This is a genomic window from Mycobacterium sp. THU-M104, from assembly GCF_049197365.1.
In the GTDB taxonomy this organism is placed as follows: Bacteria; Actinomycetota; Actinomycetes; order Mycobacteriales; family Mycobacteriaceae; genus Mycobacterium.
Genome location: NZ_JBMIOP010000013.1, coordinates 23,343 through 42,945 on the forward strand (window position 1 = coordinate 23,343; position 19,603 = coordinate 42,945).

General features: G+C 69.6%; 17 protein-coding genes and 1 pseudogene. 12 read left to right on the forward strand and 6 right to left on the reverse strand.

Translation table 11 applies throughout. The features are described from left to right. The first annotated feature begins 17 nt into the window (after positions 1–17). On the forward strand, positions 18–422 hold the full coding sequence (locus ACOJVU_RS00925) for an Rv2175c family DNA-binding protein (RefSeq protein ID WP_421528042.1): 405 nt from the start codon (positions 18–20) through the stop codon (positions 420–422). On the opposite strand, the gene ACOJVU_RS00930 is transcribed toward ACOJVU_RS00925, so the two are convergent. Both ACOJVU_RS00930 and idsA2 read right to left on the reverse strand, forming a co-directional pair. Next, positions 409–1,968 (reverse strand): alpha-(1->6)-mannopyranosyltransferase A, encoded by a 1,560-nt coding sequence (locus ACOJVU_RS00930; protein WP_421528043.1) that lies wholly within the window; start codon positions 1,966–1,968, stop codon positions 409–411. The genes ACOJVU_RS00925 and ACOJVU_RS00930 overlap by 14 nt on opposite strands. 4 nt (positions 1,969–1,972) lie before the next feature. Next, entirely contained in the window at positions 1,973–3,022 is a 1,050-nt protein-coding gene (gene idsA2, locus ACOJVU_RS00935) for a bifunctional (2E,6E)-farnesyl/geranyl diphosphate synthase (protein ID WP_421528044.1), read from the reverse strand. A 256-nt stretch (positions 3,023–3,278) separates the two neighbouring features. Here idsA2 and ACOJVU_RS00940 point away from each other — a divergent pair, with 256 nt between their 5' ends. Beyond that, positions 3,279–4,175: a mycobacterial-type methylenetetrahydrofolate reductase gene (locus ACOJVU_RS00940; RefSeq protein WP_421528045.1), complete on the forward strand. Its 897-nt coding sequence runs from the start codon at positions 3,279–3,281 to the stop codon at positions 4,173–4,175. Here the strand turns inward: ACOJVU_RS00940 and ACOJVU_RS00945 are convergent. Together ACOJVU_RS00945 and ACOJVU_RS00950 are read right to left on the reverse strand one after the other, a co-directional pair. Further along, positions 4,172–4,816, reverse strand: a complete 645-nt coding sequence (locus ACOJVU_RS00945) for an LppM family (lipo)protein (protein WP_421528072.1) — start codon at positions 4,814–4,816, stop codon at positions 4,172–4,174. The two genes, ACOJVU_RS00940 and ACOJVU_RS00945, sit on opposite strands and share 4 nt — an antisense overlap. A gap of 151 nt (positions 4,817–4,967) precedes the next feature. Then, positions 4,968–5,576, reverse strand: coding sequence for a GNAT family N-acetyltransferase (locus tag ACOJVU_RS00950; protein WP_421528046.1), 609 nt, complete (start codon positions 5,574–5,576; stop codon positions 4,968–4,970). 338 nt (positions 5,577–5,914) lie between these two features. On the opposite strand from ACOJVU_RS00950, the gene ACOJVU_RS00955 reads away from it, so the two are divergent. The 5 genes from ACOJVU_RS00955 (at position 5,915) to ACOJVU_RS00975 (ending at position 11,580) form a co-directional block, all read left to right on the forward strand. Further along, complete coding sequence (locus tag ACOJVU_RS00955; protein WP_421528047.1) at positions 5,915–6,319, forward strand: DUF3040 domain-containing protein; 405 nt, start codon at positions 5,915–5,917, stop codon at positions 6,317–6,319. A gap of 381 nt (positions 6,320–6,700) precedes the next feature. Continuing rightward, a complete protein-coding gene (gene mraZ, locus ACOJVU_RS00960) occupies positions 6,701–7,132 on the forward strand; it encodes a division/cell wall cluster transcriptional repressor MraZ (RefSeq protein ID WP_421528048.1) in 432 nt (143 codons plus the stop codon). Between the two features lie 214 nt (positions 7,133–7,346). Next, positions 7,347–8,369: a 16S rRNA (cytosine(1402)-N(4))-methyltransferase RsmH gene (gene rsmH / locus ACOJVU_RS00965; RefSeq protein ID WP_421528049.1), complete on the forward strand. Its 1,023-nt coding sequence runs from the start codon at positions 7,347–7,349 to the stop codon at positions 8,367–8,369. Then, positions 8,366–9,514, forward strand: coding sequence for a hypothetical protein (locus ACOJVU_RS00970; RefSeq protein ID WP_421528050.1), 1,149 nt, complete (start codon positions 8,366–8,368; stop codon positions 9,512–9,514). Before rsmH ends, ACOJVU_RS00970 begins: the two co-directional genes overlap by 4 nt. After that, complete coding sequence (locus ACOJVU_RS00975; RefSeq protein WP_421528051.1) at positions 9,511–11,580, forward strand: peptidoglycan D,D-transpeptidase FtsI family protein; 2,070 nt, start codon at positions 9,511–9,513, stop codon at positions 11,578–11,580. Before ACOJVU_RS00970 ends, ACOJVU_RS00975 begins: the two co-directional genes overlap by 4 nt. A gap of 47 nt (positions 11,581–11,627) precedes the next feature. On the opposite strand, the pseudogene ACOJVU_RS00980 reads toward ACOJVU_RS00975, so the two are convergent. After that, positions 11,628–11,870: pseudogene (locus ACOJVU_RS00980) on the reverse strand (TetR-like C-terminal domain-containing protein); the annotation flags it as partial. Between the two features lie 229 nt (positions 11,871–12,099). Then, on the reverse strand, positions 12,100–13,203 hold the full coding sequence (locus ACOJVU_RS00985) for an FAD-dependent monooxygenase (RefSeq protein WP_421528052.1): 1,104 nt from the start codon (positions 13,201–13,203) through the stop codon (positions 12,100–12,102). Between the two features lie 116 nt (positions 13,204–13,319). On the opposite strand from ACOJVU_RS00985, the gene ACOJVU_RS00990 reads away from it, so the two are divergent. From ACOJVU_RS00990 to murD, 5 genes are all read left to right on the forward strand, one after another. Continuing rightward, positions 13,320–13,868 (forward strand): TetR/AcrR family transcriptional regulator, encoded by a 549-nt coding sequence (locus tag ACOJVU_RS00990; protein ID WP_421528053.1) that lies wholly within the window; start codon positions 13,320–13,322, stop codon positions 13,866–13,868. A 100-nt stretch (positions 13,869–13,968) separates the two neighbouring features. Next, on the forward strand, positions 13,969–15,504 hold the full coding sequence (locus ACOJVU_RS00995; RefSeq protein ID WP_421528054.1) for a UDP-N-acetylmuramoyl-L-alanyl-D-glutamate--2,6-diaminopimelate ligase: 1,536 nt from the start codon (positions 13,969–13,971) through the stop codon (positions 15,502–15,504). Beyond that, on the forward strand, positions 15,501–17,057 hold the full coding sequence (locus tag ACOJVU_RS01000; protein ID WP_421528055.1) for a UDP-N-acetylmuramoyl-tripeptide--D-alanyl-D-alanine ligase: 1,557 nt from the start codon (positions 15,501–15,503) through the stop codon (positions 17,055–17,057). The genes ACOJVU_RS00995 and ACOJVU_RS01000 overlap by 4 nt, the downstream gene beginning before the upstream one ends. Beyond that, the gene (mraY, locus tag ACOJVU_RS01005; RefSeq protein WP_421528056.1) at positions 17,054–18,133 is read left to right on the forward strand and encodes a phospho-N-acetylmuramoyl-pentapeptide-transferase; all 1,080 of its coding nucleotides are present in this window, start codon (positions 17,054–17,056) and stop codon (positions 18,131–18,133) included. Before ACOJVU_RS01000 ends, mraY begins: the two co-directional genes overlap by 4 nt. Beyond that, on the forward strand, positions 18,133–19,602 hold the full coding sequence (gene murD / locus ACOJVU_RS01010; RefSeq protein ID WP_421528073.1) for a UDP-N-acetylmuramoyl-L-alanine--D-glutamate ligase: 1,470 nt from the start codon (positions 18,133–18,135) through the stop codon (positions 19,600–19,602). The genes mraY and murD overlap by 1 nt, the downstream gene beginning before the upstream one ends. Position 19,603: the final 1 nt, after the last annotated feature.

Below are 19,603 nucleotides of genomic sequence, written 5' to 3' on the forward strand. Positions count from 1 at the left end.
GGGCATACACTGGCGCGGTGGGCAGCATCCCGGCCGGCGATGACGTGATAGATCCCGACGAGCCAACGTACGACCTGCCCCGGGTCGCCGAGTTGTTGGGCGTGCCGGTCGGCAAGGTGCACCAGCAGTTACGGGAGGGCCACCTGGTCGCCCTGCGGCGCGATGGCGGTGTCGTGATCCCCCAGGTGTTCTTCACAGCCACCGGGGACGTGGTCAAGAGCTTGCCGGGGCTGTTGACCATCCTGCGGGACGGTGGTTACCGACAGACCGAGATCCTGCGGTGGCTGTTCACCCCCGACTCGTCGCTGACCATCACCCGTGACGGCAGCCGGGATTCCATCAGCAACGCCCGTCCCGTCGACGCCCTGCACGCGCATCAGGCGCGGGAGGTCGTGCGCCGGGCCCAGGCTATGGCGTACTGACGGCTGCGCGACCCGGTTCCTCCGGCCGCACCGCCGGTGCCCGATTCAGCGTGTACCAGGAGATCACGGCGCAGGCGGTGGCCAGCCAGAAGTGCAGCCACGAGTACATGCCGTGCGAGCCGTCGGGTTTGAAGATGATCATCACCCACGCCGAGAACGCCGCGATGACGGCGACCGCACGCCGCGACTGGGCCAGCGGCGCCGCGGCCGCCAGTGGCCAGGAGTAGTACCAGGGCAGCGCGGCCGGCACGAACAACACGACGATCAGCATCGACCACGCGATTCCGGTCAGCGCGCCGCGGTCGTCGCGGCGGTACCGCCACCACAACAGCGGCAGCGACGCCGCGATGACCACGATCCCGATCAGTCGGGTGACGCGCAGCAGAGGATAGAAGTCGAAGGCGAAGAAGTTGCTGCCCCAGGCGTGGATAAGGTTGGCCGCCCCGGTCGGCACGGTCAGCCAGTTGATGATCTTCACCGATCCGGCCAGCGCGGTCAGCCAGCCCAGGTCGACACCGGCCGCGGCCGACAGTATCCCGAACACCACGGCGAAGACGAGCAGCGAGGCGGCCAGGGCCGCCAGGAACGCCTGCGCCGGGGGGAGTCCACGGCGGTCCCGCAAGTGCCGCATCCACACCCAGACCAGAAACGGCAACGCGATCGCCGCGGTGGCCTTGACCGCGCTCGCCACGGTGATCAGCGCGACGCCCGACAGGTGGCGGCCTCCGAAGGTCAGGGCGATGCCGGCGGCCATGAGCCCGACCATCAGCATCTCGTTGTGCACCCCGCCCATCAGGTGAATGAGCACCAGCGGGTTGAGGACGCAGATCCACAACGCGATGGAGCCGTCGGTGCGCAGATGATGCGTCAGTCGGGGTGTGGCCCAGATGAGCAGCGCCAGCCCCGGCAACATGCACAGACGTAGCACCATGGTCCCGGCCACCACGTTGTTGCCGACGACGACTGTGACGAATTTCGCGATCAGGATGAACGCCGGACCGTACGGCGCGGTCGTGATCGTCCAGATGGGACTGACGTCGTCCAGCAAGGAGTTCGGGTTCGCCACGGGGCCCACCGCGTAAGGGTCCAGGCCGTCGCGCAGCAGCGCCCCCTGTGCCAGATAGGAATAGGTGTCCCGGCTGAACACGGGCACGGACACCAGCAGCGGCGCCAGCCAGAACCCGGTGCTGGCCTTCATCACGTATTCGGTCGCGTCGCCGGCCAGCACGTGCCGGCCCAGTGCCAGCCACCCGATCAGCATGAGCCCCACGCCGGCCCACAGCACCACAGACGACAGCACCAGCCCATGCCCGAAGCGCAGCCACGACATGTGGATCGACTCCAGCAGTGGGTCGTGTTGGCGGGTGCTGCCCGCGCCCAGCCCGCCCATGGTGATCAGCGCGGAGCCCAGGAACCCAAGCTTTGCCGGTCGCGACTGCGGGCCCGCGACGAAGGCCAGCAGCCGCGCGAACCATTGGTTGCAGAGGTGTTGCGCCGTGGGAGAGCCGGCGGCCGGGGTCTGCATCGGACTCGACGGGGTTTCCATCGGCTCAAGCGGACCGGTTCGTGGCCATCCTGGCCAGCGCGGACAGCCCCGCTTTGGCCGCCGCGCTGACGGGTGCCGATGCCAGCGTGGCCAGCGCCCGTTGTGTCAGCGTGGCGATGCGCCGCTCGGCCGCCTGCAGCGCTCCCACCGCCTCGATGGCGTCGCGCAGTTCGCTGACCTGAGCGTCGGTCAGCTGCGCGCCGATCGCACTGCGTAACAGCCGGGCAGCCGCCGGATCGGACTTGTCCGCCAGTTCGACAGCCTCGGCCAGCAGCACCGTCCGCTTCCCTGCCCGCAGATCGTCGCCGGACGGTTTGCCGGTGACCGACGGGTCCCCGAACACGCCCAGCACGTCGTCGCGCAGCTGGAACGCTATGCCGAGGTCCACCCCGAATTGTTCGAAGGTGTCCTGGACGTCGGGTCTGTCGGCGGCCGCGGCCACCCCGAGTTGCAGTGGCCGCGCCACCGTGTAGCTGGCGGTCTTGAACGTGTCGACGTTCATCGCCGATGCGATGGATTCGGCGCCGCTGGCCTCGGCGACGATGTCGAGGTATTGCCCGCCGAGCACCTCGGTCCGGATGTCGGCCCATACGCGCAGGACCCGCCGCTGGGCGTCGGGCGCCAGGTCCGCATCGAACACGATGTCGTCGGCCCAGGCCAGCGCCAGGTCGCCGAGCAGGATCGCCGCCGACAGCCCGAATCGGTCGGGGGAGCCACGCCAGCTCCGGTTGCGGTGCATTTCGGCGAAGTGCACGTGGGCAGCCGGTCTGCCGCGGCGGGTCGCGGAGTCGTCGATGACGTCGTCGTGCAGCAGCGCGCAGGCGTGCAGCAACTCCAGCGCGGAGAACAGCAGCAGCACTTCGGGATCGGGATCTTCGCTGGCCACTGCGCGCCAACCCCAGTAAGCGAAGGCCGGCCGCAGCCTTTTCCCGCCCCCGAGAACGAAATCCTCGAGCGTGGTGATGAATGCGCCGTAGTCGTCGCCGATGTATGCGGTTTCGATGCGCCGCTCGCACAGATACCGCCGGAGTCGGTCGGTGATGGCGCCGGCCAATTCGGCCGTCGCCGTTGCTTCGACGCTCAGCGCGGCGCCCCTTTCTGCTCGGCCCGACGCGGTGTTTGTTCCAGGCCCGACAGTGTATGTCGCCGCGGCGCCCGGAGTCGCTCAGGCTGGCCCCGTGTGCCCTGGCGAGATTGCCCGCGCACGTCGGCGGTGCCTCCCCGCTTATGCTGGCTGGGGTCCGGACCTAGGCCCGCGCCGTCCGGTCCGGGGACGCCGGAGCAGCCGTTGACTGATGCAGAGGAGCCGCGTGACCCTCAACACCATCGCCCTGGAACTGGTGCCGCCCAACGTGGAGGACGGTCGGGAACGGGCGCTGGACGATGTGCGAAAAGTTGTGCAGTGCTCGGTCGAGAGCGGACTGGAGGGCCGGATCCGGCACGTGATGATCCCCGGCATGATCGCCGAGGACGACGACCGTCCCGTCCCGATGAAGCCGAAGCTCGACGTGCTGGACTTCTGGTCGATCATCAAGCCGGAGTTGCCGGGCTTGCGCGGACTGTGCACGCAGGTGACCGCCTTCATGGACGAATCCGCGCTGCGGCGGCGGCTCACCGATCTGTGCGACGCCGGCATGGAGGGTGTGGTGTTCGTCGGTGTGCCGCGCACGATGAGCGACGGCGACGGTTCCGGTGTCGCGCCGACGGACGCACTGTCCATCTACCGGGAGCTGGTGAGCAACCGCGGGGTGATCCTGATCCCCACCCGCGAGGGCGAACAGGGCCGTTTCACCTTCAAGTGCGCTCAGGGCGCGACCTACGGCATGACCCAGCTGTTGTACTCAGACGCGATCGTGGGGTTTTTAACGGAGTTCGCCCGAAGAACCGACCACCGGCCGGAGGTCCTGCTGTCTTTCGGCTTCGTGCCGAAGGTGGAGGGTCGCGTCGGGCTGATCAACTGGCTCATCCAGGACCCGGGTAACGCGGCGGTGGCCGCCGAGCAGGAGTTCGTGAAGGAACTTGCCGGCTGCGACCCGGCGCGCAAGCGCCGGCGAATGGTCGACCTGTACAAGCGCGTCATCGACGGCGTCGCCGACCTCGGTTTTCCGCTCAGCATCCATTTCGAGGCGACGTACGGGGTGTCGGCCCCGGCCTTTCAGGCGTTCGCCGAGATGCTCGCCTACTGGTCACCGGGCGAAACGTTCTAGGTCGGCGGTTGGTCGCGCGGGCCGCTGAACCGCGGTGAGCGGTCGCGACTTGACCAGGCCAGCGCCGCCACTGCGAAGGCCGCGGCGAACGATGCGATGGTCAGCCAGATGCCTGCCCCGGTGAACGACCGCGTGTTGGGATCGGTGTAACGCGCCTGGGCGGTCATGGTGCTCACCACGCCCGGTTTGAGCTTCCACGAGACGACGTCGGGCTCGGCGCGGTCGCCGTTGGTGGAGGTGACCACCCCCGGGAAGGCGACGGTCAACTCGACTTCGGCATCGGGATCTGTGAGAGAGGTGAGGTCGGCTCGGCCTTCCAGGATCACCAGGTTGCCGTTGCGGCGCAACGACAGGTTGACGCCCGCGGCGTTGCTGTTCATCTCCGCCAGCTGTGGCACCTCGGCGAACGTCAGGTCGGAGAACACCGCCTGCGACCCCACGTAGCCGTCGCTGTCGTAATTGGACACCGCCACCTTCTGGGCGAACGGCAGGTTGTTCTCCAGTTGCGGGCCGGTGTCCTTGGGCGTCTTGGGTTTTGCAGCGGCGATGATCTCGCCGGACACCAGATCGTCGGGCGAGATGGTGATGGACGCCCTGACGCGTAGACATCCGGCGGCCAGCGGGACCAGCAGGAGCAGCATCGCCGCGGCCAGCACCCGGCGCCGCCGAGCGGTGAATCCTCGGGCGGGAATCGGGGGAGATCCAGCGCGCACCAGGTCATCGTGCCAGATGCGGCGTGGCGGATGTGAGGGTCGCCGCGGGGGCGTGGCGGTGTTTCGTTCGAGGGGGCCATCACTGAAGGGGCAGCGCCCTGCCCAGGATCGCGAACGCGCGGGGGTCGCCGGCGAAATGGTAGCCGCGAATGACGTCCGTGAAGCCCAGTCGCCGGTACAACCGCCAGGCGCGGTTGGGCCCGTCGTCGGTTTCCGGAGTCGACAGCAGCACGTTCCTCTCGCCTCGCCCGGCGAGCAGCCGCCGGACCAACGCTTCGCCGAGGCCTCGCCCCTGAGCGCGGGGATGGATGTGCAGTTCAGTCAGCTCGAAGTAGCTGCTCATCAGGCCTGCGATCACCTCGGGGGGCGAGCCGCCGCGCTGCAGACCCATCACGACCTGTTGCTGCCACCACTGCCCGGGCGCCCCGGGGTAGCCGTAGGCCACGCCGACCAGCGGCGCATCGCTCAGCCGGGCGCCCGGGGCGACGCCGTCCCGCGACGTGGTCTTGCCGGCCTCCACCGCGGCGACTCCTTGCCAGCCACGTCGCCGCAGGTGTTCGAGCCACGTCGCGGCACGCTGCTGCTCGGTGCCCCGCGGGTATCGCATCGCCTCGACATACACGCCCAGCGCGTCGCCGAGACGACGCTCCATGTCGGTGGGCGGCAGATCGATGAGGAAGGTCGGCAACTCGCGGTGTCCTCCTGATCCGTCGCCCAACAGTGGCGGCGCATTCCAGCGTGTCAAGCCAATTCCAGAGCCCGCCTCACGGCCATTATCGGACTCCTGCACCGTCGGTCGCTGAGGGGTCACGGCTAGCAAGCGGTGAAACTCCTCCCCGGCAGGGCAGTGGTAGCCCACCAGTGATGTCGCCTCGCCCGGTCTGCTGGCCAACCCGCGATAGAATCGCCGCCGAACCAGTGGTAACGCGCAGATCGACCTCGTATCATCTGAGTTAGTTGCCCCCGGAAACGGGCATCCGCGTGTTATCGGTATCCACGTGCCAACCTGTCGGCAAGGAGGGACGAATGCCACTCTCCGATCATGAGCAACGGATGCTCGATCAGATCGAGAGCGCTCTCTACGCCGAAGACCCCAAGTTCGCGTCGAGCGTTCGGGGCGGAGGGCTCCACGCGCCCACCGCCCGGCGGCGCGTGAAGGGCGCGGCACTGTTCGTCCTGGGCCTGGCGATGCTGGTTTGCGGTGTTGCGTTCAAGTCCACGATGATCGGAAACTTCCCGATCCTCAGCGTCTTCGGCTTCGTCGTGATGTTCGCCGGTGTGGTGTTCGCCATCACCGGGCCCCGGTTGGGGGGCCTGCCGGAATACCCCGGATCCGGACCAGCGTCACCGCGGCCGCGCCGTATCAGGGGTGGCGGGGGCTCGTTCACCAGTCGCATGGAGGACCGGTTCCGTCGTCGCTTCGACGAGTAGTGGAATCGCCGCTGGCGAGGCGGTGCCGATTTCGTACAACTTCGTGAAGGCGTAGTCATCCGGCTACGCCTTTTTCCTTGCGGAATCCCTTGCGGCCATGTCCGATTCGAGGCCGAACCGCGTCCGAACCGAGTCCGAGCCGACTGAACAGCTTCCCCCCACTTTGCCCCACTCGCCGTATAGTGCCCTTGAAATGCGGTTTTCCGATGTCGCTGCCGGATCACGCCGTGTCTTCTCGACCCGTCCGGTTGGTCCCGGGTGGCAAATATCCCGGAAAACGTGCCGACCACACCCTAGGAATGGGGCAAAGTGGGGGATTGTGGGGTATGGTGACGGCAGTGTTCGGGTGAGGTCGAACCGCTCCGGGCGGGAGGTGGGCAGGTGTTTCTGGGCACCTACACGCCCCGGCTCGATGACAAGGGGCGGCTGACGTTGCCCGCCAAATTTCGCGACGCGCTGGCAGGGGGGTTGATGGTCACCAAGAGCCAAGATCACAGCCTGGCCGTCTATCCACGCGCGGAGTTCGAACAGCTCGCCCGCCGCGCCAGCAAAACGTCGCGCAGCAACCCCGAAGCCCGGGCGTTCCTGCGCAATCTCGCCGCCGGCACCGACGAACAGCATCCGGATGCGCAGGGCCGCATCACGTTATCGGCCGATCACCGCCGTTACGCCAACCTGTCCAAGGAATGTGTGGTGATCGGGGCGGTCGACTACCTCGAGATCTGGGACGCGCAGGCCTGGCAGGACTACCAGCAGACACACGAAGAGAACTTCTCCGCGGCCAGCGATGAAGCACTCGGCGACATCATCTGATGCGTGGCGACCCGCTGCGCCCGGCTCCGCCGCGCTTGCGATCACCACGAGACCTGAGGCGCGTGCCCGTGCATCGTGGCCTCTGCCCGAACCGACCCTGGCGTACTTCCCCAACGCCAGGTTCGTGTCTTCGGACAGGGACCTCGGTGCAGGGGTGCTCTCGGATCCGGTCCGTGCGGTCGACGGCCGTCGTCCAACCCGGGGAGGCGTTGCGGTGGCTGATGATTCGGACGAATACGGACACGTTCCCGTCCTGCTGCACCGCTGCGTCGAGCTGCTGACCCCCGCATTGACCCGCTGCGCCGCGGACGGGTCGGGAGCGCTGCTCGTCGACGCAACGCTCGGCGCCGGCGGCCACGCCGAGCGATTCCTGACCGACCTGCCGGGACTGCGGCTGATCGGTCTCGACCGCGATCCCGGCGCCCTGGACATCGCCCGCGCCCGGCTGGCCCGATTCGCCGACCGGGTCACGCTCGTCCACACCCGCTACGACGGCCTGGCCGTCGCGCTGGCCGAATCCGGCTGTCCGGAGAGGGAATCGGTAAACGGCGTGCTCTTCGATCTCGGTGTGTCGTCGATGCAGCTCGACCGCGCCGAGCGCGGGTTCGCTTACGCGCAGGACGCGCCGCTGGACATGCGGATGGACCCAGCATCGCCGCTGACCGCAGCCGACATCGTCAACAGCTACGACCAGGCGGCGCTGGCTGACATCCTGCACCGCTACGGCGAGGAGCGGTTCGCGCGCCGCATCGCCGCCCACATCGTGCGCCGGCGCGCTCGCGTTCCGTTCAGCTCCACCGCGGAGCTGGTGGAGCTGCTCTATCAAGCGATCCCGGCCCCGGCGCGGCGCACCGGTGGCCATCCGGCCAAGCGGACGTTCCAGGCGCTGCGCATCGCGGTCAACGACGAGCTGGACTCGTTGCGCCGCGCTCTCCCGATCGCACTGGACTCCCTCGTCGGCGCCGGACGCATCGTGGTGCTGTCGTATCAGTCCCTGGAGGACCGGATCGTCAAGCGGGCCTTCGCGGCGGCCGTCGCCACCCGCACCCCGATCGACCTGCCGGTGGAACTGCCCGGCCACGGGCCTCGATTCCGGTCGTTGACACGCGGTGCCGAACGCGCCGGTGCCGTCGAGATGGAAGGTAATCCGCGCAGCGCCGCGGTGCGATTACGGGCCCTGCAGCGGGTGCAGGACGGGGAAGCGGCACGGCACACAATCGGGAAGGGCGACTCATGAAGACCAGACGCGAGACGCCGAAACGCCGTGGCAGCATCGATCGCCGGAGTGCGGGCACCGGCTCCGGCGGTTCCGTCCGCAACGGCAGACGCGCCGCGGCCGAGTCGGTGCACAGCACCAGGCCGGGCAAGGCCCCGGCGCCCCCCCGCGAGGGCCGTACACCAAAATCCGGACCTCAGACCAGCCCTGTCCCGCGGCCGGTGGATCGGCCGGTGCGAGCCAAGAGCGCCAGTCAGGCCAAGGCTCGGGCCAAGGCGCGGAAAGCCAAGGCGCCCAAAGCTGTCCGGCCTCGCTTGACGGAGCGGCTGGCGGCGCGACTGGCAGCGGTCGACCTGCGGCCCCGGACCCTGCTCGGCAGGGTCCCGTTCGTCATTCTGGTCATCGGTGCGCTCGGCCTCGGGCTGAGCCTGACGTTGTGGTTGTCGACCGCCTCGGCCGAGCGGTCCTATCAGCTGAGCCATGCGCGCGAGAAGAACCGCTTGTTGCAGCAGCAGAAGGAGTCGCTGGAACGCGATGTGCGCGAGGCGGAGTCCGCGCCGGCGCTGGCCGAGGCGGCCCGCAAGCAGGGCATGATCCCGACCCGGGACACCGCCCACCTGGTCCAGGACCCCGGCGGTAACTGGGTGGTCGTGGGCACACCCAAACCTGCCGACGGCGTTCCGCCGCCGCCGCTGAACGCCAAGCTTCCCGACGAGGGCCCTCCGGCCCCGCGGCCGGAGCAGTCCCCGGAGGTCCCGGTCCGGATAGAGCCGGTCCCCGGCGACCCGGCGTCGCCGGCCCGGCCTGGACCCGAGATGCTGCTGCGCGTCCCGGACGGCTCCTCGACCGTCGGCGGCCAGCACCTGCCCGCCGCGCCGCCGATGCCGCCCGGCATGCCGGGGGTGCCGTTGACCGGGCAACCCCCGGGGTTGGTCGCGGCGCCCGGGCAGCCGGCGGGTGCGGGCCCGACACCAGGGTTGCCGGCCCCCGGTGTGCCCCCCTTGCCTGCTTCGGGGCCCGCCGAGATTGCGGTTCCGCTGCAATTGGGCACGGCGCCCGAAGCCCCCCAGGCCGCGGTTCCCGCCGTCCCCGGCGCCCCGGCGCCGCAGCCCGCCACCGCGGGACGGTTCGCGCCCCCCGTCGCGACTCCGGGTGCGCCCGGATGAGCGGCGGCGAGCCCGGGCGGACCAGCCGGTCGCAGTCGGCGCGACCGGGCCGTGGTCCCCGCAGATCCGACAAAGAGCCCCGGCGGCCCAAGCGAGCCGGCGCGGCGCGCAAAGCCGACAAGGCCGGGGACGCGCGAGAACCGGCGCGATTCCGCACGTCCAAGGGCGGCGCCAAATCTGGAGCGGTTTCCGGGCCGGGCGGGCTCCCGGCCGGCCACTCGGCGCGGGCGCGGCGTACCCGTCAGCTCGTCGAGGTAGGGACGCGAGGCGCGTCGTTCGTCGCCCGGCACCGCGCCGGCAACGCGGTCATCCTGGTGATGACGTTGATCGTCGCGGCGCAGTTGTTCGTCTTGCAGGTGACCGATGCCCCGGCGTTGCGCGCTCAGGCGGCCGGACAGCTCAGGGTCACCGACGTCGAGAAAGCGGCGCGCGGCAGCATCATCGACCGCCACAACGATCAGCTCGCGTTCACCATCGAGTCGCGTGCCTTGACCTTCCAGCCGAAGCGGATCCGCAAACAGCTGGAAGAGGCCAAGGCCAAGAACTCGTCGGCTCCCGACCCGCAGCAGCGGTTGCGTGACATCGCCAAGGAGGTCTCGGCGCGTCTGAGCAACAAGCCGGACCAGCAGACCGTGCTGAAGAAACTGCAAAGCGACGAGTCGTTCGTCTATCTGGCCCGCGCCGTCGACCCTGCCGTTGCCGGTGCGATCTCCGACAAGTACCCCGAGGTGGGTTCCGAACGACAGGACCTGCGCCAATACCCGGGCGGATCGCTGGCGGCCAACATCGTCGGCGGGATCGGCTGGGACGGCCATGGGTTGCTGGGACTGGAAGAGTCCATGGACGCCGAACTCGCCGGAACCGACGGTTCGGTCACCTACGACCGTGGATCCGACGGCGTCGTCATCCCCGGCAGCTACCGCAACCGGCACCGCGCGGTCAACGGCTCCACCGTGCAGCTGACCCTCGACGACGATATGCAGTTCTACGTGCAGCAGCAGGTCCAGCAGGCCAAGAACGTGTCCGGGGCGCACAATGTCTCGGCCGTCGTCCTGGACGCCAAAACCGGCGAGGTGCTGGCCATGGCCAATGACAACACCTTCGACCCCTCCCAGGACATCGGGCGGCAGGGCGATCGGCAGCTGGGCAATCCGGCGGTGTCCTCGCCTTTCGAGCCGGGCTCGGTGAACAAGGTCATCACCGCCTCGTCGGCCATCGAGTACGGGCTCTCCGATCCCGACGAGGTGCTGCAGGTGCCCGGCTCGATCACCATGGGCGGGGTGACCGTGCACGACGCCTGGGAACACGGCGTGATGCCCTACACCACCACCGGCGTGTTCGGGAAGTCGTCCAACGTCGGCACCCTGATGCTGGCGCAGCGCGTGGGCCCGGAGCGCTTCTACGACATGGTCGAGAAGTTCGGGCTGGGACAGCGCACGAACGTCGGACTGCCCGGCGAGAGCGCCGGGCTGGTACCGCCGATTGACCAGTGGTCGGGCAGCACCTTTTCCAACCTGCCCATCGGTCAGGGCCTTTCGATGACTCTGCTGCAGATGACCGGTATGTATCAGGCGATCGCCAACGACGGGCTGCGGATCCCGCCGCGCATCGTCAAGGCGACGATCGCGCCCGACGGCACCCGCACCGAGGAGCCGCGCCCCGAAGGCGTCCGGGTGGTGTCGCCGCACACGGCCCAGACGGTGCGGAACATGCTCCGAGCGGTGGTACAGCGCGATCCGATGGGTTACCAGCAGGGCACCGGGTCGGCGGCCGCGGTGCCCGGCTACCAGATGGCAGGCAAGACGGGCACCGCCCAGCAGATCAACCCGGGCTGCGGCTGCTACTTCGACGACGTCTACTGGATCACCTTCGCCGGCATGGCCACTGTCGACAATCCGCGCTACGTCATCGGCATCATGATGGACAACCCGGACCGTAACCCCGACGGTTCGCCGGGACACTCAGCGGCCCCGCTGTTCCACAACATCGCGGGCTGGCTGATGCAGCGAGAGAATGTGCCGCTGTCACCCGACCCGGGACCGCCGCTGACCCTGCAAGCGACCTAGCGACCAATGTTCGCCGGGTGGACACTGTTCATCTGTGCCGCCGCACGTCATCTCGGATACGCGATCACGGCGTCGACGAGAGCGCCGACGAACCTGTCGTCGACTGCCTCACCCGTCACGATCACCCGGTAGTGCAGCGGTCCGACCAGCCGTTCGGCCAGCATAGCCACGTCCGCGCCGGGCGGTAGCTCGCCGCGTGCGACCGCGCGGGCATCGTCGAAGGCGAGAAATCGGGCCGTGGTGCGCAGGTGGGCACGCAGATCCGACTCAAGGCTGCCGGTGTCCGGCGGCCCGGTGCAATTCGTGTTGCTCGACGGCTGGCCCGACGTGGATCTTCAGGTGGTCAAGCTACGTGAACCGGTGCTGGCGCCCGGCGCGCTGATCGTCGGCGACAACGTCAACCTGGATCCCGATCACGCCTATCTCGACTACGTGTCTCGACTACGTGCGTGCCCCGGAGAACGACGACATCAGCACGGCGCTGCCGCTCGACACGGGTTTGGAGCTGGCCGTCCGCATTTAGTGCCCAGTACGGAAGGCGCGGTTGCGGGCATCGATCTGTTCCTGGGTCGCCGGGACCAGCCGGTCGCCTCCGGGTGCCGCCATCGCCTGGATTGTGGTGGCCCGCGGTCGCTGGTGCTGCTCGTAGTGCTCCCACGCCCCGGTGATGTCGTCGGGGTGACCGCGCAGGGCTTGGGCCAGAAACCAGGCCCCGGTCAGTGCCAGACTGGTGCCGCGCCCGGTCAGGTTGGAGGTGCAGTGCGCGGCGTCGCCGACCAGGACGACCCGGCCGCGGTGCCAGACGGGCATCCGGATCTGGCTGACCGAGTCGAAGTAAAGTTCCGGATCGGCCAGCGCCGCGTCGAGGAGTTCGGGGATGCGCCATTCGCTGTGTCCCGCAAAAGCGCCGGCGAGGATCCGCTTTTGCGCATCGAGGTCGTGATAGTCGTACTCGATCCAGGGCGAGCGAAACGTGAAGACCGCCAGGGCTTTGTCGTTGTAGGTGGCGATGCCGGCAAGATGGTCGGGAAAGTTGTACATCGGGTTGTTGCGCCCGGTCGGGATGTCGTTGGTCAATTCGGCCAGTGCGATATAAAAGCCGAGGTGATGCAGAAATTGGTGTTCGGGTCCCACCACCAGGCGGCGCACCGCCGAATGCATCCCGTCGGCTCCGACGACAAGGTCGTAACGGTCCTGGGCGCCCGAGGTGAACCGGACGTCCACGCCCTGGTCACCGGCGTCGAGTTCGGCGACCGACTCGGTGAAGCGCAGCTCTGCCGAGGGGCCGAGATGGTCGTGGAGGATGCCGGTCAGGTCTTCACGGGGGATTTCGACGTCGTCGGGGGAGTCGTTGATCTGCGTCCACGGCGGTTCGGCCACGACGCGACCGTTCTCGTCGACGAACTGGACGCGTTCGCTCATGTCGACGCGTCGGTCGCGGATGTCGTCGAGCACGCCCATCTTCTCGGCGACGGCGATGGCCTCGCCCCGGATGTCGATGGGGGAGCCGTTGACCCGCAAGTGGTCGGCCCGTTCGACGACGGTCACGTCGTGGCCGTCGTCGCCGAGGTCGATGGCCGTGCTCAGGCCGGCGATGCCGGCACCGGAGACGAGAATGCGCACAGGAGCAGCCCTTCCAGCTTTAAGATACGAATTGTACCCTAATACTGTAGGTGCGGATTTTAGGAAACGCAATGACTCTTAACACGCGTGTCCCGCAGCGGCGTCGTGGTCGCGCGTTGGAACAGGCGCTGCTTGCGGCCGCGTGGGACGAGCTGACCGAACGCGGCTACGACGGCTTCACCATCGACGCCGTGGCCGCGCGGGCCGGCACCAGTCGCGCGGTGCTCTACCGGCGCTGGTCCAGCAAGCAGGAGCTGGTGCTCGCCACCTTGGCGTACGTGGCGGGCAAAGATGTGGTGGTCGCTCCCGACACGGGCAGCCTGCGTGGCGACGTCATCGGGCTGCTGCAGCAAGCGAACAAAGTCAGGATCGGGTTGGCGGCGCAGGTGTACACCTATCTCGGCAGCTTCTACCGCGACACCGGCACCAGCCTGGCCGATCTCAGCGCCTTTGTCCGGGGCGGCCGGGACTCCGCCATGGAGGAGGTGATCCAGCGTGCCGTCGATCGAGGCGAGATCGACCGCGAACGCGTGACCGAGCGCATCGGACGGCTCCCCGCCGACCTCTGGCGTCACGAAATCCTGATGACGTTGCGACCGCTGTCCGATGAAGCCATCGAAGAGATCGTCGACACGATTTTCCTCCCGCTGCTGGCGTCGCCATGATCCCGCGGGCGCGGTAGCCGGGGCGAAGCCGGTGTGCGTCGGTAGGGTGTCATGGCTGATCATGGTGAGTACGTGGCATCCCAGGGAGGTGTGACCGGAAGTGCAGGAGCCCACCGAGCTGCGACCCGGCGGGGGTGCGGGTGCCCGACTGCCTGCCCTGGCGGGCCAGGTGGGTGCGGTGCTGGCCGGCGGCGGGGCCGCCCCGGACATCCCGGTCACCGGCGTGACGCTGCGGGCCCAGGAGGTGCTGCCCGGTGACCTGTTCGCCGCGCTTCCCGGCGCGTCGACGCACGGCGCCCGCTACGCCGGCGACGCGATCGGGCGCGGAGCCGTCGCGGTGCTCACGGACGCCGCCGGTGCCGCACAGATGGGCGAGCGGACCGCTGCCACGCCGACGCTGGTGCACCCCGGCCCGCGCAGCGTCCTGGGCGTGCTGGCCGCCACTGTGTACGGCAACCCCTCCGAGCGGGTGACGGTCGTCGGGATCACCGGCACCAGCGGCAAGACGACCACCACGTACCTGGTCGAGTCGGGTCTGCGCGCCGCCGGCCGCACCGCCGGCCTGATCGGGACCATCGGCACCCGCATCGACGGTGCCGACATGCCCAGTGCCCTGACCACTCCGGAAGCGCCCGCGCTGCAAGCCATGCTGGCCGCGATGGCCGAGCGCGGGGTGGACACCGTGGTCATGGAGGTGTCCAGCCACGCGCTCACTCTGGGCCGGGCGGACGGCACCGGATTCGCGGCGGCCGGTTTCACCAACCTGTCCCGCGACCACCTCGACTTCCACCCCACCATGGCCGACTACTTCGCGGCCAAGGCGGTGCTGTTCGACCCCGCGTCGCCGCTGCGTGCGCGCCGCGTCGTGGTGTGCGTCGACGATGACGCCGGGCGCGCGATGGCCGAGCTGGCCGGCGAGGCGGTCACAGTGAGCTCCGAAGGACGACCCGCCCATTGGCGCGCCTCGGACGTGGCGCCGCTGGGTGCCGGCGGACAGCAGTTCACCGCGACTGATCCCGCCGGCGTGCACCACCAGGTCGGTATCAACCTGCCGGGCCGCTACAACGTCGCCAATTGCCTTGTGGCGCTGGCCCTGCTGGACACGGTCGGCGTGTCGCCGGAGCAGGCGGCACCGGGCCTGCTCGACACCCGGGTCCCCGGGCGCATGGAGCAGGTCGACCGCGGCCAGGATTTCCTGGCGTTGGTCGACTACGCCCACAAGCCCGGCGCGTTGCGGGCGGTGCTGTCCACCCTCAAGAGGCCCGGCAGCCGGCTGGCGGTGGTGTTCGGCGCCGGCGGCGAACGCGACCCGGGCAAGCGGGCCCCGATGGGCGAGATCGCCGCCGAACTGGCCGACCTCGTCGTCGTCACCGACGACAACCCGCGTGGTGAGGAGCCCGCGGCGATCCGTCACCAGATCCTCACCGGCGCGGCGCACGGCGGCGCCGAAGCAGTCGAGATCGCCGACCGACGGGCGGCGATCGACCATGCGGTGGCGTGGGCGCGCCCCGGCGACGTCGTGCTGATCGCCGGCAAGGGACACGAGACCGGTCAGCGTGGCGCCGGGCAGACCCGCCCGTTCGACGACCGGGTGGAGCTGGCCGGCGCTCTGGCCGCGCTGAAAACTCCGCGATGATCGATCTGACCGTCGCCCGGATCGCCGAGATCGTCGGCGGCAAGCTGGCCGACATCTCGCCCCAGGAGGCCGCGGCGCTGCGGGTCACCGGCACCGTGGAGTTCGACTCACGCGCCGTCGGCCCCGGCGGGCTGTTCCTGGCGTTGCCCGGCGCCCGCTCCGACGGGCACGACCACGCGTCCGCGGCGGTGGCCGCAGGAGCGGTCGCGGTGCTGGCGGCCCGCCGGGTCGGCGTCCCCGCTATCGTGATCGAACCCCGAAATAACGCATCCACAACGGGATTCGGTACGGCCGGGGTGCTCGAGCACGACACCGACGGGTCGGGCGCGGCGGTCCTGGCCGCGCTGGGGAAGCTGGCCCGGGCGGTGGCCGACGAGCTGGTGGCCGGCGGGCTGACGATCATCGGCATCACCGGGTCCTCGGGTAAGACCTCGACCAAGGACCTGGTGGCCGCCGTGCTGGCGCCGCTGGGCGAGGTGGTCGCCCCGCCGGGGTCGTTCAACAACGAGCTGGGTCACCCCTGGACGGTCCTGCGCGCCACTCGCCGCACCGACTTTCTGGTGCTCGAGATGTCGGCGCGTCACCCCGGCAACATCGCCGCACTGGCCCAGATCGCCCCGCCGGCGATCGGCGTGGTCCTCAACGTGGGCACCGCGCACTTGGGCGAGTTCGGCTCCCGAGACGCTATCGCGCGAACAAAATCCGAACTGCCGCAATCTGTTCCGTCGTCAGGAGTGGTCGTCCTCAACGCCGACGACCCGGTGGTGGCGGGGATGGCAGGGGTGACCGCGGCCCGGGTGGTGCGGGTGAGCCGCGCGGGACCCGCCGACGTGTGGGCCGGCGACGTGTCGCTGGACGATCTGGCCAGGCCGCGTTTCACGTTGCATGCCGGCGACATCCGGGCGCCGGTCCGGCTCGGCGTCTACGGCGACCACCAGGTCACCAACGCGCTGTGCGCCGCCGCGGTCGCGCTGGAGTGCGGCGCCGGCCCCGAACAGATCGCCGACGCGCTGGCCGGCGCGGGTCCCGGGTCACGGCACCGGATGCAGGTCACCACCCGCACCGACGCGGTCACCGTGATCGACGACGCTTACAACGCCAACCCCGACTCGATGCGGGCCGGGCTTCAGGCGCTGGCCTGGATCGCCCACCAGACCCGGGAGCCCCGGCGCAGCTGGGCGGTGCTGGGGGAGATGGCCGAACTCGGTGAGGACGCGATAACCGAGCACGATCGCATCGGCAGGCTGGCGGTGCGCTTAGATGTCTCTCGACTCGTCTTCGTGGGAAATGGGAGGTCGATGAGCGCCATGCACCACGGAGCGGTCCTGGAAGGCGGGTTGGCCTCGTGGGATGCCGGAGCCCACAGGGGGGCCGACAGGGGAGCTTTCAGAGTCGCCGACAGTGACGCCGCCCTGGCATTGTTGCGGGCCGAGTTGCGGCCCGGCGACGTCGTCCTGGTCAAGGCATCCAACGCGGCCGGGCTGGGCGCGCTCGCCGACGCCCTGGCCCGGGACGCGCCGGCCGACGAGGCCGGCGACGAGGCCCGCCGGTGAGACAGATCCTCGTCGCCGTCGCGCTCGCGCTGACCGTTTCCATTCTCTTGACCCCGGCGCTCATCCGGCTGTTCACCAAGCAGGGATTCGGCCACCAGGCCCGCGAAGACGGCCCGCCCAGCCACCACACCAAGAGCGGCACGCCGTCGATGGGCGGGGTGGCGATCGTCGCCGGCATCTGGGCGGGCTACCTGGGCACGCACCTCGCCGGCCTGGCCTTCGACGGCGAAGGGGTGTCCGCGTCGGGCCTGCTGGTGCTCGGCCTGGCCACCGCACTGGGCGGCGTCGGGTTCCTCGACGACCTGATCAAAATCCGAAGGTCGCGCAACCTCGGGCTGAACAAGACGGCCAAGACGCTCGGGCAGGTCGCCGCCGCGGTGCTGTTCGGGATGCTGGTGTTGCAGTTCCGCAACGCCAACGGCCTGACGCCGGCCAGCCCGAACCTGTCCTACGTCCGTGAGATCGCCACCGTCACGCTGGCGCCGGCATTGTTCGTGCTGTTCTGCGTGATCGTGGTCAGCGCCTGGTCCAACGCGGTCAATTTCACCGACGGCCTGGACGGACTGGCGGCCGGCAGCATGGCGATGGTCACCGCCGCCTACGTGTTGATCACCTTCTGGCAGTACCGCAACGCGTGCGTCACCGCGCCCGGCCTGGCGTGCTACAACGTGCGCGATCCGCTGGACCTGGCGATCGTGGCCGCCGCCACCGTCGGCGCGTGCATCGGTTTCCTTTGGTGGAACGCCGCGCCCGCCAAGATCTTCATGGGGGACACCGGATCGCTGGCGCTGGGCGGCATCATCGCCGGGCTGTCGGTCACCAGCCGCACCGAGGTTCTCGCCGTCGTGCTGGGTGCGCTGTTCGTCGCCGAGGTCAGCTCCGTCGTGCTGCAGATTCTGATCTTCCGCACCACCGGGCGCCGGGTTTTCCGGATGGCGCCCTTCCATCACCATTTCGAATTGTCCGGCTGGGCCGAGACGACGGTGATCATCCGCTTCTGGTTGCTGACCGCGATCACCTGCGGTCTGGGGGTGGCCCTGTTCTACGGTGAGTGGCTGGCCGCGATCGGTGCCTGATGGGCGGGTTCGTAGAAGCGATGGTTCCCTTGGCGCCGGGCGTACCCGTCCTGGTGGCCGGCGGTGGTGTGACGGGCAGGGCGGCGTTGGCCGCGCTGTCCCGCTTCGGCGCTGCGGTGACTCTGTGCGACGACGACCCGGCCGCGCTGCGCGGGTACGCCGAGCGGGGCGTGGCGACCGAGTCCACCTCGGCGGCCGCGCACCGCATCTCGGCGTACGCGCTGGTGGTGACTAGCCCCGGCTTCGCGCCCGGCACGGCGGTGCCGGCCGCCGCGGCGAGGGCCGGGGTGCCGATCTGGGGTGACGTCGAGCTGGCCTGGCGGCTTGACGCCGCGGGCCACTACGGCCCACCGCGTCGCTGGCTCGTCGTTACCGGCACCAACGGCAAGACGACGACGACGTCGATGCTGCACGCCATCCTGGCCGCCGGGGGGCGCCGCGCGGTGTTGTGCGGCAACATCGGCAGACCGGTGCTGGACGTTCTCGACGAGCCCGCCGACGTGCTGGCCGTCGAGCTGTCCAGCTTCCAGCTGCACTGGGCGCCGTCGCTGCGGCCCGAGGCCGGCGTCGTGCTCAACATCGCCGAGGATCACCTCGACTGGCACGCGTCGATGGCCGAGTACACCGCCGACAAGGCCCGGGTGCTCAACGGCCGGGTGGCCGTGGTCGGGCTGGACAACGCCCGCTCGGCCGCGTTGCTGGAGACCGCGGCGGCACCGGTACGGGCCGGCTTTCGGCTGGGCGAACCGGGTTCCGGCGAGCTCGGCGTACGCGACGGCTGGCTCGTCGATCGGGCCTTTGCCGCGGACCTGGCGCTGGTGGCGGCCGAGACGATCCCGGTGCCGGGCCCCGTCGGGGTGCTTGATGCCTTGGCCGCGGCCGCACTGGCCCGCGCTGTCGGGGTGTCCGCCGGGGCTATCGCCGAGGCGATCGGGTCGTTTCGGTTCGGCCGGCACCGGGCCGAGGTCGTCGCCGTCGCCGACGGCGTCACCTACGTCGACGACTCGAAGGCGACCAACCCGCACGCCGCCGAGGCGTCCGTGCTGGCCTACCCCCGGGTGGTCTGGGTGGCCGGTGGTTTGCTGAAGGGCGCCTCGGTCGACCAGGAGGTCGCCAGGATTGCGTCCCGCCTGGTCGGAGCGGTGCTCATCGGCCGTGACCGTCAGAAGGTTGCAGAGGCGTTATCGCGACACGCACCGGATGTCCCCGTCGTCCAGGTTGTGACAGGCGAGGATGCTGGTATGCATGCGACTGCTGTGATTTCTGAGATAGATGTGGCAGAAGTGAAACGCGCGGGTGGGGATCTCGGTGTTCGCGTCATGACGGCCGCGGTGGCCGCGGCCCGCAACCTGGCGAAGCCGGGTGACACGGTGCTGCTGGCGCCGGCCGGCGCCTCGTTCGACCAATTCAGCGGCTACGCCGACCGGGGCGACGCATTCGCGGCCGCGGTGCGCGCGGCCGTCCGGTAGG

Excerpts from the sequence above, each read along its gene's own strand:
- ACOJVU_RS00955 (WP_421528047.1), top strand. The coding sequence starts at position 5,915 with ATGCCACTCTCCGATCATGAGCAACGGATGCTCGATCAGATCGAGAGC.
- murD (WP_421528073.1), top strand. The coding sequence starts at position 18,133 with ATGGGCGGGTTCGTAGAAGCGATGGTTCCCTTGGCGCCGGGCGTACCC.
- ACOJVU_RS00975 (WP_421528051.1), top strand. The coding sequence starts at position 9,511 with ATGAGCGGCGGCGAGCCCGGGCGGACCAGCCGGTCGCAGTCGGCGCGA.
- ACOJVU_RS00945 (WP_421528072.1), bottom strand. The coding sequence starts at position 4,816 with ATGCTGCTCCTGCTGGTCCCGCTGGCCGCCGGATGTCTACGCGTCAGG.
- ACOJVU_RS00970 (WP_421528050.1), top strand. The coding sequence starts at position 8,366 with ATGAAGACCAGACGCGAGACGCCGAAACGCCGTGGCAGCATCGATCGC.
- ACOJVU_RS00930 (WP_421528043.1), bottom strand. The coding sequence starts at position 1,968 with ATGGAAACCCCGTCGAGTCCGATGCAGACCCCGGCCGCCGGCTCTCCC.
- ACOJVU_RS01000 (WP_421528055.1), top strand. The coding sequence starts at position 15,501 with ATGATCGATCTGACCGTCGCCCGGATCGCCGAGATCGTCGGCGGCAAG.